Genomic DNA, 15,160 nt, shown 5'->3' with positions numbered 1-15,160 from the left:
GAGGAAAAACGATGATTCAATTACCCGAGGCATTCAGGGAAAAAATGAAGCGACTACTGAAAGAAGAATACGATTCTTTTATCGATAGCTATGAGCTGGACCGGGTTCAGGGGCTGAGAAGGAATCCCATAAAGATTACTCAGGAAGACTTTGAACGCCTGTCCCCTTTTCACTTAAAAAAGATTCCCTGGGTCAAAGAAGGATATTACTACAGCGGCCAGGAACGGCCAGGAAAGCACCCATACCATGAGGCAGGCCTATATTATATTCAGGAGCCCAGCGCCATGGCAGTGGTAGAGCTTTTAGATCCAAGACCAGGAGAAACCATACTTGACTTATGTGCGGCACCTGGAGGAAAGACAACCCATATCGCCGGCAGACTTAAGGGAGAAGGATTCCTGGTCAGCAATGAGATTCATCCTGCCAGAGCTAAAATCCTTTCCCAGAATGTGGAGCGCCTTGGCGTTAAAAATGGCGTGGTAACCAATGAAGATTCTCATAGCCTGTCTCAATACTTTCCTGAATTTTTTGACCGGATTGTGGTTGATGCCCCTTGTTCTGGGGAAGGAATGTTCCGAAAGGATGAGGCAGCAAGACTTCAATGGTCCCCTGATCATGTGAACCTCTGTGCAAAACGTCAGGGAGAGATTCTTTTAAATGCCGCTGCGATGCTGAAGCCTGGCGGTGTACTGGTTTATTCCACCTGTACCTTCTCTCCAGAAGAGAATGAGCAGGTCATCGAAGAATTTCTTTTATCCAATGATGATTTTTCCATTGAGGATATGGGAGAGCGTCAGGGACTTTCTGAGGGCCGCCCGGAGTGGAGTAAGACCGGTCTTATGGATTTAAAGAAAACCTTCCGCATCTGGCCTCATAAGACAGAAGGGGAAGGTCATTATCTGGCTGTATTAAAAAAAGCAGACCGGGATAGTGGTAAAATCAAGCGAACAAAACCGGAGTACTGTAAAGAGCCGCAGGTCATAAAGGAAGCGGAGAAGTTCTTTCAGGAAATTCTTGTTGATCCGGCTTCCTATCTCATTCGCAAGGAATACATTCTCTTTGGAGACCAGTTATATCTCATTTCTCCGGAGATGATTCATTTTAAAGGCATGAAAATCCTGCGGCCAGGTCTTCATATCGGAACCATAAAAAAGAACCGCCTGGAGCCTTCCCATGCATTGGCTCTCGCTTTGAAAAAGGAAGAGATCAGGCAATGGGTCGATCTGCCGGCAGATGGCGGTGAAATCATACGGTATCTAAAAGGAGAAACTCTCTCAGAAGATGGGCTGTCAAAAACCCAGCTTGAGAAAAAAGGCTGGGTCCTTATGAATGTAGATGGATATTCCATTGGATTTGCTAAGCTGGCTGGTGGAATTCTTAAAAATCATTATCCCAAAGGCCTTCGGTGGATGTAAATCCTAAAAATTTCATATCCTCCGGAATGGGTGCCTCAAAGAACAGGGGCACCTTTTTAATTGGATGAAGAAAGCTTAGACGAAAGGAGTGGAGTGCCTGTCGTTTGATATACCGGTAATCGGGGTGATATAAAAAATCACCTGGAAGAGGATATCCAATGGACTTTAAGTGAACCCGGATCTGATGGGTCCGTCCCGTCTCAAGCTTAAGCCCCGCCATGGAATGATTCGATGCAGAGTCGTAATAGAGTCGCCAATAGTGGGTGCGGGCTTCCTCGCCTCCCTCACCGGTACAGCGTTCTATGGTAGAGCCGTCAACCCGGCTTATAGGGGCATCTATGATTCCCTGTTCCGGGAGTTTTCCGCAGACAACCGCCAGGTATCTGCGGTTGATTTCTCGTTTCTTAACCATATCAGACAGAATGCATGCGCTTAATGGATTTTTTGCCAGGATCAAAAGTCCTGTGGTATCCCGGTCCAGCCGGTTAATGGCCCGGTATATAAAGTTCTCCCCTTTTTCCTTAAAATAACAGGCAATACCATTGGCTAAGGTATTATCAAAATTTCCCTGAGAAGGGTGAATGGGGACTCCGGCATCTTTATTCACAACTAAAAGGTGTTCATCTTCAAAAACGATATGAAGAGGCATCTTTGTGGGAACAATGTTCTCAGAGCTATCTTCTTCTGAGATGAGAACGGAAAGTATCTCTCCTTCTTTCAGTTTATGGGTGGTATAGACAAGGGTTTCGTCAATGGTCAACCCGTTTTCTGTATTGCGCAGGTGCCGGATGAGCTTCTGAGAGTAGCCCTGTTCCAGAAGAAACCGTTCCACCGTTTTGTCATTTTGGGTTTTATTCATAGGATAAGTCATCGTCATTTTCATAAAGGGATTTTATCATGGTGGAATGGGATTGACAAGAAAAAGCGAAAGGTTATAATTAGGGTGTGTCTGAAAACTCATTGCTCCAATCTGCACGTCCCACTTCGCAGTATATTTGCTCCAAATTCAGTTGGCGTAGCCCACTACGCCGCCTTCATCTGAAGCAAATCTCCCACAAAGTGTAACGCACATCTTGAAACAAGCAGTTTTCATACACGCCCTAGGGTGTAGAAAACAAAGGAGGACATTTTTATGTTCAATCAGGATATTTACGATTTGCTGGAAGCAGAATTCGAAAAGAACCACATCGAAGAAGATGTGGAGGAAGTGTTACTGGATTTATCGGAAGCTTTGGCAGACAAAGGAATTATGGATAAAGAAATCACTTTAAAGGAATCCTATGGTAAGACGGCTATTGAAGCGGTGGGAGTCTGCTCAGAAGAAGAGGATGAAGTCACCGTACTGATCAAGCGGGTAAAGATAGGAAATAAAGAATTTGAAATTGAGGATTATTTTCTATAATCCATAATCAGCCAGAGGAAATGGAGGCGGCTTACTTATGAAGGTATTTCGGCAGGAATACTCGCCAAAAGAATTAGGAATTGATTTATTATGCGACATAGCGGGAGCGTTTTTATTTAATATTGGTATCTATAACTTTGCCTTAAATGCAGAGTTCGCACCGGTAGGTGTTTCCGGTATCGCGCTGATACTTCGCCACTTATTCGGTCTGCCTATGGGAATCATGACCATTATCTTAAATATTCCCATCGTGCTTGTCAGCTATAAGCTTCTTGGCAGACGTTTTTTGCTCCGCTCCATGAAAAGCATGGTCATCTTTGCCCTGGTGCTGGACTACATCGTTCCTTATCTACCGGTGTATAATGGGAATCCACTTTATGCCTCAGCCTGTACCGGCATCTTTACCGGTCTGGGCCTGACGATCGTCTATTTGAGGAACTGTTCCACCGGAGGAACCGATTTCCTGGTCATGGCCATCCGTAAGATTTTTCCTCATTTTACCATCGGTCAGATCTCGCTTGTCATTGATGCCATTGTCATACTTTTAGGCGGTCTTGTGTTCCGTAATGTTGACGCAGTCATTCTTGGACTCCTTTCCTCCATCGTGACGACCATGGCCATTGATAAAATCATGTATGGTCTGGGCGCAGGAAAGCTGGTCTTTGTCGTGACGGATCATGAGCATGAGGTGGCCTTGCGCATCGAAGAAGCCACCGGAAGAGGCTGTACCTTTCTTCATGGACAAGGCTCCTTCTCCTTGGATGACAAGAAAATCGTGATGTGTGCCTGCAACAACAGTCAGGTGGTTCCCATTCGCAGAGCCATTCATGAAGTGGATTCAGGTGCATTTTTAATCATAACGGATTCCAATGAAGTGTACGGGGAAGGCTTTAAGGAGATTGGCGGTCAGTGGTAATGCTTTTCTTTTCCGGATACATGGTCAACGATGCTGTCTCCCTTTAAAAAGCTGGCTCTTTTAACACTGTCCGTTCCAAATTTATTACGTATGGTGTCAACTGCCTTTTCCATCTCTTTTCTTTTTCTGGACTGCTCCGATTCAAATAAATTCAGCTGACAGTATCCATCCTCAGTAATTTTAGTGGTACGGACACCGATGAGGCGAAGAGGAGTCTTGTCCCAGAAATCCTTTATCAGTTTACAGGCGGTCTCATAAATGATGGACGTAGAATCCGTAGGATTGTTTAATGTCATCTGATGAGACTGGCTGTGAAAATCCCAGTCTTTTATCTCCACACAAACACAGTCACACAGCACACGGTCCTGACGGAGTCTGGCCCCTACGGTTTCACATAAAGACAGTAAAACCTGGCAGGCCGCCTCTAAATCGTCAATATCCCTGGAAAGGGTGGTGCTGTTTCCGTATCCTTTATTCAAGGGTTCCCGTTCCTCTACGGGCTCATGATCGATCCCACAAGCGTAATTATGAATGAGGATGGCATACTTCTCTCCAAGAAGGTGCTTTAAGTAGCTGACATTACAGGCGGCCAGTTCCCCGATGGTGTGAATGCCGATGCTTTCCATCTTTTTTCTGGCGGAATGCCCTACAAAAAACAATTCTCCAATAGGAAGGGGCCACATCTTTTTCTCAATTTCATAGGAAAACAGAGTATGGCACATGTCTGGCTTTTTAAAGTCTGAAGCCATCTTTGCCAGCAGCTTATTGGGTGCAATACCTATATTTACGGTAAAGCCAAGCTCCTTAGCCACTCGTTCCCGTATCTGATTGGCTACGGTGAGAGGAGGCCCGAATAAGTGAATGGTGGAAGTCATATCAAGGAAGGCCTCGTCAATGCTGAATTTTTCAATATCAGGCGTGTAATTGGATAAAATGTCCATGAGCTGCCTGGATTTTCTGATATAGGTATCAAAATGAGGCGGTACGATCTTAAGCTCAGGACATTTTTTTAAGGCATGAACGAGAGGTTCTCCAGTGGTGATCCCGTATTTTTTAGCTGGTGTGGATTTCGCAAGAACGATTCCATGTCTTGCTTTTTCATCGCCGCCTACTGCGGAGGGAATGGTGCGTAAGTCAAGAGCTTTCGGGTCTTTTTCCAGGCGGTCTACGGATTCCCAGCTTAAAAATGCAGAATTAACATCAATGTGAAAAATCAGTCGGTTTTGTTCCATGACAGACTCCTTTCTTATGATTCTTATTATACCGAAAATACGTTCGAAAAGTAAAGGGAATATTTGAAAAAACTATTGAATAGGATAAAATAAAGTCAAGCGGGAGGCTCTTTCATGAGGCATGTCATAAGAGCATTTCTGGCGGCGGCCGCCTTTGTTCTGCTTCTGGTAACAGGAACTGTGGTGTTTCAGCTGAAAGAAACAAAGACTGTCAATGGAAAAGTAACAGTAGAAGAAGATAAAGTACAACAGTCCGTCCAGACAAAGGATGAATTAAACCTTTATGCTCAGTCTGCGGTATTAATGGATGCCTCGACGGGCCGCGTTTTATATGGGAAAAATGAGGACATTATCCGACCTATGGCAAGTACAACAAAGATTATGACCTGTATCATCGCCCTGGAGTATGGAAATCTTTCCGATGAGGTAATTGCAAGTCAGAATGCAGCATCTCAGCCAAAGGTTCATCTTGGAGTTTACAAAGGAGAAAAGTTCCTTTTAAAAGACCTTCTTTACAGTCTGATGCTGGAATCCCACAACGATGCTGCAATGATGATTGCAGAGCATGTAGGCGGCAGCATGGAAGGCTTTGCTCAGATGATGAATCAAAAGGCCAGAGATTTGGGATGCAGCAATACATATTTTATTACGCCAAATGGACTGGACGCCAAGGAAGAAAAAGATGGACAGGTGAAGGAGCATTCCACCACAGCGGCAGACCTTGCCAGAATCATGAATTACTGTATCGGACAGTCACCGAAAAAAGAGGCATTCTTAGAGATCACAGGAACCCAGAATTATTCCTTTCAGGATCTGGATCGAAAACGAAATTTCAGCTGCATTAACCACAATGCACTTTTAAGTTCCATGAGCGGCGCCTTTTCCGGAAAAACCGGTTTCACAGGAGGAGCCGGATATTCCTATGTGGGGGCCTTAAAAGACGATGGAAGGGTATTTACCATTGCCCTATTGGGCTGTGGCTGGCCGCCCCACAAGACTTACAAGTGGTCCGATGCCAGAAAACTGTTCCAATACGGGCTGGATCGTTACCGCTATAAAGATGTATTTCAGGAGACCCGATTTGATGATATCTATGTAAAAAATGGAGTCCCCCAATCCGGTCGGCTGGAAGACCCGGTCATGATCTCCTGTGGAATCAGTGATTCAGAGGAAAAAAGCTTAAAAATGCTTTTGGCTGATGATGAGAAAATAACGGTGGAGACCGAAATTCCAAAGGAATTAAAGGCACCTGTCACAAAAGGCCAGACCGTTGGGTCTGTGGTATACCGATTAAATGGAGAAGTATTAAAAAGCTATCCGGTTAGCTTGAAGGAGGGTGCAGACCGATTGACCCCTCTTTGGTATGCAAAGACCATTATAAAAGATTATCTGTCCATGCCAGGTGTTAAATCAATATTTCCTTTCTATTAGAAAATCCTTATGTTATACTGGAGAAAGTTACTGTCAGTGTGATTGCGATTGGAGGATGACATAAAGATGAAAGAATCAGGAATTAACAGCTACGGACGAATCCGTCTTGAGAAGCTTCCCAATACAAGAGATTTGGGCGGAATAAGGACCATAGATGGAAGGAGCATTCTACCCAGAAGGCTGATACGAAGCGGCACCTTATTTGAAGCCACGACTGGTGATATTCAGATACTGTCTGAGGAATGCAGAGTTGGTACTGTCATTGATTTTAGAACGGAGACAGAACGTAAGCAAAAGCCTGATCCTGAGATTCCGGGAATAATAAATATATTCAATCCCATTCTTGATGAAAAAACAGTAGGCATTACCATGGAAGAAGAGGAAGCAAAAGAGAAAAAAGAATTATTTTCAGGAATTATTGACCATGCGGCGTCCCTTGGAGGGAAGCCGGAATCATATATCACAAAGCTTTATGAGGATCTTGTACTCAGCGATTCTGCGGCAAAGCAATACGGTCGTTTCTTTGATTTGTTATTAGAAGCAGATGACCGGGCTGTGCTTTGGCACTGCAGTGCAGGAAAAGACCGGGTAGGAATTGGTACAGCACTCTTATTATCGGCACTTTCCGTGGATCGTGAGACCATTGTGAAGGACTTTGTGCTGACAAATGCTTATGTGATGGATGGGGCAGAAGCGGTGGCTACCATGGTCAGAAAGAATACCGGAGACCATGTGCTGGCTGACTGTGTCCGTGTTCTCCTAACGGTATCGGAAGAGTATATCAATCAGGCATTCCATGCCATAGATTCCTGTTACGATACCGTAGATTCCTATCTTACAAAACGGCTTGGTCTGTCAAAGGAAAAAAAGAATCTGTTAAGACAAAAGTTTTTAACTGCCGGTTCCGTGGATTAATTAATTCTAAAAAAAATAAAGAATACCCTGATTACAAGATATTTTTAATGCCTTGCAGTCAGGGTATTTTTGTATGATACTTAAAGCTTGTTATTTACATGATTGGAACGTAACCAATGATTTTTTTAGGCATTTAAAATAAGACAATCCCCATCCTGTAAAAATGTCTGCCCGTCTGGTATCAGTGTCTTACCAGCCCTCCGCACAAGAAAGATCAAGGTATCTCCAGGCAAGGTCAGCTCGCTGATCTTTTGGTCTACCCAAGGGTGATACGGTCCGATCTGAACTTCTCGAAGCTTCATGTTGTTATCTGTATATGCAGGAGTGTTTAAGATAATGGAATCATCTGCAAGAACCATGGTGTCGCCTCTTGGTATCAGAGTTTTACCATCTCTTATGATCATCACTGCCATCATCCCGTTTGGAATGACAATATCCTTTAAGGTCTGATTGATCCAGGGATGCCCCTCGGGCAGCCGGATTTCGGTCAGATTAACAGACGGGTCCTCGCTGTAATCGTTAAAGGTACGAAAGATATTGTCGGTGGCTCCGATTACGTTCAGTTTTTTTGCCATCCATGGAAGCAGAGAACCCTGAATGGAAACTGAGAGGAGACAGACGCAAAAAACAATATGAAAAATATCAAGCTCTAAGGCAGATGGGCTCAATACGGCAAGTATGGCAAACACGATGGAGACCGCACCTCGAAGACCTGCCCAAGAGATAAGGAGCTGCTGGCGGATAGGCACTTTAAAAGGTGTCAGAATGCAAAAGACCACCAGAGGTCTGGCAATAAAAAGCATGAATGCCCAGATTCCCAGGGAGGGCAGAATAACAGGAGTGATTCTGGAAGGAAAGCATAAAAGCCCGAGAAGGAAAAACAATACGATCTGCATCATTCCGGTGATCCCGTCAAAGAAATGAACCATTTCTTTTTTATAATGTATCTTGCTGTTTCCTATTATAATACCGGCAATGTATACGCTTAAAAATCCATTTCCCCCCACGGAATTGGACAGGCCATAGGTCAAAAGAGCCACGGAAAGGCCAAAGATAGGAAGCATCTCCCTGGATCTGAAATGCTCCATGCGGAAAATAAGATATCCTGCACAGCCTGCAATCGCTCCGAAAAGAAGTCCAAATAAAACCTCTTCTCCAAAGATAATGCCAACAGAGGCAGGAGAGCTTTTCCCATTCATGATTCCAAGGACAATAATGGTAAGCATATAGGAAACCGGGTCATTGCTTCCGCTTTCTACTTCAAGAACAGAAGCCATACCATTGACTAAATTCAACTTTTTAACTCTTAATATGGAAAAAACGCTTGCGGCATCCGTTGAGCTTAAAATGGAGCCAATTAAAAATCCTTCAAGCAGGGTGGTTTTTAAAACGAAATAACAGAAGAATGCGGTCAGAACAGCCGTGAGAATCACGCCTAAGCTGGAAAGTATAATGGATTTGGCGGCCACCGGCTTTGCTTCGTGCCAGTTAGTACAAAATCCGCCGTAGAACATGATGAAAATCAGTGCGATAGAGCAGATGGTCTCAGAAAGTGCATAGTCAGAAAAATTGATTCGAAAGATGCCGTCGGTACCAAACATCATGCCTAACAGGATAAAAAGAAGCAGTGACGGAACGCCGATGCGGTACGATAAGTTACTTGCCAGAATGCAGAGAATGCAGATGATGGCAGCTACGATTAGGTATATTTCCATTAATTTCCTCCTTGATTTCGATGTCTGTAAACAAGTATAGCATAAAATTCCAGGATAAGAAAAGAAGAAAATAAATTGTAGAAAATAAAAACACGTGATATAGTAGGTATGTTTCTTACAAGAGGGAAAGGAAGTATTATGGTATGGATATTAAAAAAATAGCGACAGTTATGGCGGGTAATACCATATATGCCCTGGCAGTTTCTCTGTTTATTCTTCCAGGCGGTTTGATCACTGGTGGAACGACCGGACTTGCGTTGGTGGCCTACCATCAGTTTCATATACCGGTAGCTGCTTTTGTGGCGGTCTTTAATATAATCATGTTTGCGGCCGGAGTCATGGTACTTGGGAAAGCATTTGCATTTACCACATTGATCAGCACCTTTTATTATCCATTTATTCTCGGAATCTTTGAACGGGTCCTGGGTAGCGGAAGGGTAACCGATGACCGTATGCTGGGGACCGTATTTGCAGGAATTTTAATAGGAGCAGGAATCGGTATGGTTATCCGGGCCGGAGCGTCTACCGGAGGCATGGATATCCCGCCCCTGATACTAAATAAAAAGAGACATTTGTCTGTTTCCGTTACCATGTCCGTGTTTGACTGTATGATCCTTTTTTCCCAGATGATCTTTTCTAATAAGGAACAAATTCTTTATGGAATTTTACTGGTACTTATTTATACCATGGTTCTTGATAAGGTACTTTTAATTGGAAGGAACCAGATGCAGGTCAAGATTGTCAGCGAAAAATACGAAGAGATCAATCAGATGATCCAGGAGAAAATGGACCGGGGAACCACTCTTTTAGGGAGTGAAGGCGGTTATATGAGACAGGCGTCCTTTACCGTCCTTACCGTGATTTCAGGAAGGCAGCTGTCAAAGCTCAACGATCTGGTGATGAGTATTGATCCCCAGGCCTTTATGATTATAAACCAGGTAAACGAAGTAAGGGGAAGAGGCTTTACTCTTCATAAAGAATACAGACGAAGATAAGAAGAAATTACGGATTCTTACAGAATACAGTCTAAGGTTTACAGTTTTAAAAACTCTATTGACTTACGTTCTTTTCAGGTGCTATACTGTGGCCGAAGAAAAAGACAGGACGCAGGGAGGAACCAGGAAATGATCAGGAATAAAACCAGTTGTATCTGTTTCGCCATTTGTATGGCGGCAGTATTAATAACTGGCTGCGGCAGTAGGAAAGCTGTAGATTCCGTCGGGACCCCAGGGATAACAACGGAATCAGAAACTGCGGCCAATGAAATGGATAAAGCCATGATACAGGAAGATGTTTCAGCAGAGGAAGGCCAGGAAGGGCCGGGAGCAATGGAAAGCAGTGAAAGTCCGGGAACGGATAAAAAGTCAGAGGCATTTGCAGAGAAGGTTCAGGAAGCAATTGCTGACCGGGATCTGGAAGCGCTGGCAGACTTATTAACTTATCCATGTAAATTTATAAGCATGGATAAAGAGACCATTGTATTTGAAAAAAGAGAAGATTTATTAAAGCTGAATCCTGATATGATATTTGGAGATGATTTAATGGTGGCGGTGGCCAATGTGGATACAGGTTCCCTTAATACCAAAGATGAGAAGATTGTTCTTGGGGAAGGGGAATCCAGAATCACATTTCAGGCAGGCCAGGATGGAAGCATAGGAATAATAGAAATCAAAGAATAGCTATGTTAATTTTTGCTAAAATTTATTGATAAAAATATACAAAACGCCGGATATCTCGACATATTACGTCAAAATGATTAGCAACCATGAGAACTGGGAACTATTAATTGTGAAAACCACATAGTTTCCTGTTCTTTTTTTGTTAAAAATAGCTTGTAAATCATCAGGTTACATTATACAATTATAATCGGCAGAAATTAGTGTTAATTATAATTCTTCGGTTTCCTATCGGATAGAATTATATATTTATTACAAAATGGAGGATTGCAAAATGAGTAATTCAACACAAACATCAGCAAGTAATCGAATTCATGCTTTGCTTGATGAGAACAGTTTTGTTGAAGTTGGCGGCTATGTAACAGCTAGGAGCACAGACTTTAACATGTCAGCAAAGGAAACTCCGGCTGACGGTGTTGTTACTGGCTACGGTACAATTGATGGCTGTCTTGTTTATGTGTACAGCCAGGATGCATCCGTTCTCGGCGGATCAGTTGGAGAGATGCATGCAAAAAAAATCACAAAACTTTACAATATGGCTATGAAGACAGGTGCTCCAGTCATTGGTCTGGTTGATTGTGCAGGCTTAAGACTTCAGGAAGCAACTGATGCATTAAACGGATTTGGTGAATTGTATATGAGCCAGACACTGGCATCTGGCGTAATTCCGCAGATTACAGCAGTATTTGGTGCTTGCGGCGGCGGTATGGCTGTTTCAGCGGCTATGGCAGACTTTACATTCATGGAAACTAAGGGTGGAAAGCTGTTTGTTAACGCTCCTAACGCGATTTCTGAAAATTATGCAGAGAAGTGCAATACAGCATCTGCAGACTTCCAGAGCAAAGAAACTGGTTTGGTAGACTTTACTGCAGAAGGTGATGAGATCCTGACAGGAATCAGAATACTTGTTTCCATTCTTCCGGCTAATAACAAAGATGACCTTTCTTACAGCGAATGCAATGATGATTTAAACCGCGTCTGCTCCGATCTGTCAAATTATGTTGGTGATACAACCATCGCGCTTACCCAGATTTCCGACGAAAATTTCTTCATGGAAACAAAGAAGGATTATGCTCCTTCCATGGTAACTGGTTTTATCCGTTTAAACGGTGAGACCATTGGCTGTGTTGCAAACAAGACAGAGGCTTATGATGAAAGCGGCGTTAAAACTGCTCAGTATGATGCTGTTTTAACGGCAGAGGGCTGTATTAAGGCAGCAGAATTTGTTAATTTCTGCAATGCATTTAACATTCCTCTTCTTACTCTTGTTAATGTAAAGGGATATGAAGCAACGAAGTGCGCAGAGAAGGCAATTGCCAAAGCTTCTGCAAAACTGACCTATGCATTTGCCAATGCAACTGTTCCGAAAGTAACTGTTGTAATCGGTAACGCATTTGGAACTGCATATCTGACCATGAACAGCAAATCCATCGGCTCTGACGTTGTATACGCCTGGGAGAATGCCTCTATTGGTATGATGGATGCAGAATCAGCAGCTAAGATTATGTATGCGGATGAAATCGCAAAGGCTGATAATGGAAAAGCTCTTATTACAGAAAAGGCTGAGAGCTATAAGCAGGCTCAGTCCAGCGCTGTAGCAGCAGCAAAAAGAGGTTATGTTGATGATATCATCGATGCCAGCGAAACAAGAGCAAGAGTTGCAGCTGCATTTGAGATGTTATTTACAAAAAATGAGGATCGTCCCGCGAAAAAACATGGCACGATTTAGAATGAGGTGACAGGAATATGAAACTGAATTTGAAACGAGTAGCAATGGGACTTAGTTTGGCTGTCTGCCTCTTTTCATTCTCTATAAGCAGTAAGGCTGATACGGAACCAAAGCAGGTTGATGCTAACGCTCAGTCACAGCTTGAGCAGATTCCGGAACCACTTCTGCAGATGTTTGTAGATTTAAAAGAAGAAGAAGTGGAAAAGTTTAAGTCTCAGGCAGAGCAGGCGGCTGTTCTGTCTCAGGCAGCAGAGTCCTGGCAGAGCTTAAAGCCAGAGCTGGGTGCGCTGGTATCCATCGGAGATGATGTTGCTATTACGACCACTCCAGAAGGATACAATGCAACCGTGAATGCTGTTTTTGAAAAGAAAAGTATGGAATTCACAGTGGCTATGGACTCCTCTTTAACAAAGGTACTTTCTGTGACCTTTACTCCGGAAAAGAGTAGTAACAGTCAGGAAGATTTATACGGATGGCTGGCAGTTGGAGCTATCATACTTGTACTGGCAATTATCGGTGTGCGTAAATTCAACGGTGGATCCGAAGGTGATTCCTCCGAAGGAACGAAAGCACCAGCTGCTGTTGCACCAGCAGCATCTCCAGCACCAGTAAATGCAGCAATTCCTGCAGAAGTAAATTTAGTCGATGATCTGGAACTGGTAGCTGTTATTACTGCTGCAATTGCAGCAAGCACAGGCAGCTCACCAAGCAGCCTGGTTGTTCGTTCAATCAGACGCTCACCAGTTAATAATTGGAAAAAAGCTTAAATAATCAGGAGGATTTTCATCATGAAAAATTATACAATTACAGTGAATGGTAATGTTTATGCCGTAACAGTAGAAGAGGGAATTACACAGGCAGCAGTAGCTAGAACAGCAGCTCCAGCACCAGTGGCAGCAGCACCGGCTCCAGTAGCAGCAGCTCCTGCACCAGCAGCAGCACCGGCTGCAGCAGCTCCAGCTCCAGCAGCACCAGCAGGTTCTCAGGGTTCTGTTACAGTACCAGCTCCAATGCCAGGTAAGATCCTTGGTGTTAAAGTGAGCGTAGGTCAGGCAGTGAAAAAGGGAGATGTACTTGTTATTCTTGAAGCTATGAAGATGGAAAATGAAATCGTAGCACCTTCTGATGGAACTGTTGCAAGCATCAATGTATCAAATGGTGATGCAGTAGAATCTGGCGCGACTTTAGCGACACTGAACTAAGACGATAAGGCCGGCAGTAACTGCCGGCATATGTATGGCTCAGATCAGAGCAGAATTAACAATGACCAGGAGGTAAGACAATGGCAGAAATAGAGAAAAAGCCGGTCAAGATTGTAGAGACAGCCCTTCGTGATGCTCATCAGTCTTTGATTGCTACAAGAATGACAACCGATCAGATGCTTCCGATCGTAGAGAAGATGGATCAGGTTGGATATCATGCAGTAGAGTGCTGGGGCGGCGCGACCTTTGATGCGTGCCTTCGCTTTTTAAAGGAAGATCCCTGGATCAGACTTAGAAAGTTAAGAGATGGCTTTAAGAATACAAAGTTACAGATGCTTTTCCGCGGACAGAATATTTTAGGCTACAATCACTATGCTGATGATGTTGTAGAATACTTTGTTCAGAAATCTCTGGCTAATGGTATCGATATCATCCGTATCTTTGACTGTTTAAATGATATCCGCAATTTAAAGACAGCTGTAAGCGCATGTAATAAAGAGAATGGTCACGCACAGGTAGCGTTAAGCTATACTCTGGGTGATGCATACACTCTGGATTACTGGAAAGATATTGCAAAAAGAATCGAAGACATGGGAGCTTCTTCCATCTGTGTAAAGGATATGGCAGGTCTGTTAACTCCTTACAAAGCAGAAGAGCTTATCAGTGCTCTTAAGGAATCGACTAAGCTTCCTATCGATGTTCATACCCACTACACCTCTGGTGTTGCTTCCATGACATACTTAAAGGCAGTGGAAGCTGGATGCGATATCATTGATACAGCAATGTCACCACTTGCACTTGGAACCAGCCAGCCAGCAACTGAGGTTATGGTTGAGACATTCCGTGGCACACCATATGATACAGGCTTTGACCAGAATCTTCTGGCTGAAATCTGCTCTTATTTACAGCCTATCCGTGAGGAAGCATTAAAGAGCGGACTTTTAAATCCAAAGGTTCTTGGCGTAGATATCAAGACATTACAGTATCAGGTACCTGGCGGTATGCTTTCTAATCTGGTTAGCCAGTTAAAAGAAGCGGGCCAGGAAGACAAATATATGGAAGTTCTTCAGGAAATTCCAAGAGTAAGACAGGACTTGGGAGAAGCTCCTCTTGTAACTCCTTCTTCTCAGATCGTTGGTACACAGGCAGTATTAAATGTTATCGGCGGCGAGCGTTATAAGATGGTTACAAAAGAGACAAGAAAGATGTTCTTAGGTGAATTCGGCCAGACAGTAAAACCGTTTAATGCTGAAATTCAGAAAAAAGTCATCGGAAACGAGACTCCGATTACCTGTCGTCCGGCAGATAACATTGCGCCTCAGCTTCCGCAGTTTGAGAAGGAATGCGCACAGTGGAAACAGCAGGATGAGGATGTGTTATCCTACGCTCTGTTCCCAACAGTAGCAAAAGAATTCTTTGAATACCGTGCAGCTCAGCAGACTGGTGTTGATGTAACAGTAGCCGACAAGGAAAGCAAGGCATATCCGGTATAATAAATAAGTTTAAGGCTCCCCGGCAAGGGGAGCC

At 43.6% G+C, this 15,160-nt stretch carries 15 protein-coding genes; 12 read left to right on the top strand and 3 right to left on the bottom strand.

Translation table 11 applies throughout. The features are described from left to right. Nucleotides 1-11 precede the first annotated feature (11 nt). The gene (locus T546_RS0111220) at nucleotides 12-1,415 is read left to right on the top strand and encodes an RsmB/NOP family class I SAM-dependent RNA methyltransferase (protein ID WP_207641317.1); all 1,404 of its coding nucleotides are present in this window, start codon (nucleotides 12-14) and stop codon (nucleotides 1,413-1,415) included. Here T546_RS0111220 and T546_RS23400 read toward each other — a convergent pair. Then, a complete protein-coding gene (locus T546_RS23400) occupies nucleotides 1,378-2,298 on the bottom strand; it encodes an RluA family pseudouridine synthase (RefSeq protein WP_034599050.1) in 921 nt (306 codons plus the stop codon). The genes T546_RS0111220 and T546_RS23400 overlap by 38 nt on opposite strands. Here T546_RS23400 and T546_RS26350 point away from each other — a divergent pair. The 3 genes from T546_RS26350 to T546_RS0111205 all read left to right on the top strand — a co-directional run bounded on the left by T546_RS26350 (nucleotide 2,197) and on the right by T546_RS0111205 (nucleotide 3,733). Beyond that, entirely contained in the window at nucleotides 2,197-2,457 is a 261-nt protein-coding gene (locus tag T546_RS26350) for a DUF6783 domain-containing protein (protein ID WP_408643060.1), read from the top strand. The genes T546_RS23400 and T546_RS26350 overlap by 102 nt on opposite strands. A 90-nt stretch (nucleotides 2,458-2,547) precedes the next feature. After that, complete coding sequence (locus T546_RS0111210; protein WP_026891696.1) at nucleotides 2,548-2,817, top strand: hypothetical protein; 270 nt, start codon at nucleotides 2,548-2,550, stop codon at nucleotides 2,815-2,817. A 37-nt stretch (nucleotides 2,818-2,854) separates the two neighbouring features. Continuing rightward, nucleotides 2,855-3,733: a YitT family protein gene (locus tag T546_RS0111205; protein ID WP_026891695.1), complete on the top strand. Its 879-nt coding sequence runs from the start codon at nucleotides 2,855-2,857 to the stop codon at nucleotides 3,731-3,733. On the opposite strand, the gene T546_RS0111200 is transcribed toward T546_RS0111205, so the two are convergent. Beyond that, complete coding sequence (locus T546_RS0111200) at nucleotides 3,724-4,965, bottom strand: DNA polymerase Y family protein (protein WP_026891694.1); 1,242 nt, start codon at nucleotides 4,963-4,965, stop codon at nucleotides 3,724-3,726. The two genes, T546_RS0111205 and T546_RS0111200, sit on opposite strands and share 10 nt — an antisense overlap. Before the next feature lie 114 nt (nucleotides 4,966-5,079). Here T546_RS0111200 and T546_RS0111195 point away from each other — a divergent pair, with 114 nt between their 5' ends. Both T546_RS0111195 and T546_RS23395 read left to right on the top strand, forming a co-directional pair. Then, complete coding sequence (locus tag T546_RS0111195) at nucleotides 5,080-6,396, top strand: D-alanyl-D-alanine carboxypeptidase family protein (protein WP_026891693.1); 1,317 nt, start codon at nucleotides 5,080-5,082, stop codon at nucleotides 6,394-6,396. 66 nt (nucleotides 6,397-6,462) lie between these two features. Next, nucleotides 6,463-7,311, top strand: a complete 849-nt coding sequence (locus tag T546_RS23395) for a tyrosine-protein phosphatase (RefSeq protein WP_051629776.1) — start codon at nucleotides 6,463-6,465, stop codon at nucleotides 7,309-7,311. A 125-nt stretch (nucleotides 7,312-7,436) separates the two neighbouring features. On the opposite strand, the gene T546_RS0111185 is transcribed toward T546_RS23395, so the two are convergent. Continuing rightward, complete coding sequence (locus tag T546_RS0111185; protein ID WP_026891692.1) at nucleotides 7,437-9,026, bottom strand: potassium/proton antiporter; 1,590 nt, start codon at nucleotides 9,024-9,026, stop codon at nucleotides 7,437-7,439. Between the two features lie 143 nt (nucleotides 9,027-9,169). Between T546_RS0111185 and T546_RS0111180 the strand changes: the two genes are divergently transcribed. The 6 genes from T546_RS0111180 to T546_RS0111155 all read left to right on the top strand — a co-directional run bounded on the left by T546_RS0111180 (nucleotide 9,170) and on the right by T546_RS0111155 (nucleotide 15,126). Next, nucleotides 9,170-10,021, top strand: coding sequence for a YitT family protein (locus T546_RS0111180; protein WP_026891691.1), 852 nt, complete (start codon nucleotides 9,170-9,172; stop codon nucleotides 10,019-10,021). A gap of 129 nt (nucleotides 10,022-10,150) precedes the next feature. After that, nucleotides 10,151-10,705 carry a hypothetical protein gene (locus T546_RS23390; RefSeq protein WP_051629775.1) on the top strand — a complete coding sequence of 185 codons (555 nt, stop codon included), beginning with the start codon at nucleotides 10,151-10,153 and terminating at the stop codon, nucleotides 10,703-10,705. A gap of 271 nt (nucleotides 10,706-10,976) precedes the next feature. Beyond that, nucleotides 10,977-12,431, top strand: coding sequence for an acyl-CoA carboxylase subunit beta (locus T546_RS0111170; RefSeq protein WP_026891690.1), 1,455 nt, complete (start codon nucleotides 10,977-10,979; stop codon nucleotides 12,429-12,431). Between the two features lie 17 nt (nucleotides 12,432-12,448). Continuing rightward, a complete protein-coding gene (locus tag T546_RS0111165; protein WP_026891689.1) occupies nucleotides 12,449-13,198 on the top strand; it encodes an OadG family transporter subunit in 750 nt (249 codons plus the stop codon). A gap of 21 nt (nucleotides 13,199-13,219) precedes the next feature. Then, nucleotides 13,220-13,633 carry a biotin/lipoyl-containing protein gene (locus T546_RS0111160; protein WP_026891688.1) on the top strand — a complete coding sequence of 138 codons (414 nt, stop codon included), beginning with the start codon at nucleotides 13,220-13,222 and terminating at the stop codon, nucleotides 13,631-13,633. An 80-nt stretch (nucleotides 13,634-13,713) separates the two neighbouring features. After that, a complete protein-coding gene (locus T546_RS0111155; RefSeq protein ID WP_026891687.1) occupies nucleotides 13,714-15,126 on the top strand; it encodes an oxaloacetate decarboxylase subunit alpha in 1,413 nt (470 codons plus the stop codon). Nucleotides 15,127-15,160: the final 34 nt, after the last annotated feature.

This window comes from [Clostridium] aerotolerans DSM 5434, assembly GCF_000687555.1.
Classification (GTDB): domain Bacteria; phylum Bacillota; class Clostridia; order Lachnospirales; family Lachnospiraceae; genus Lacrimispora; species Lacrimispora aerotolerans.
This window is presented reverse-complemented; position numbering and strand designations above follow the sequence as displayed.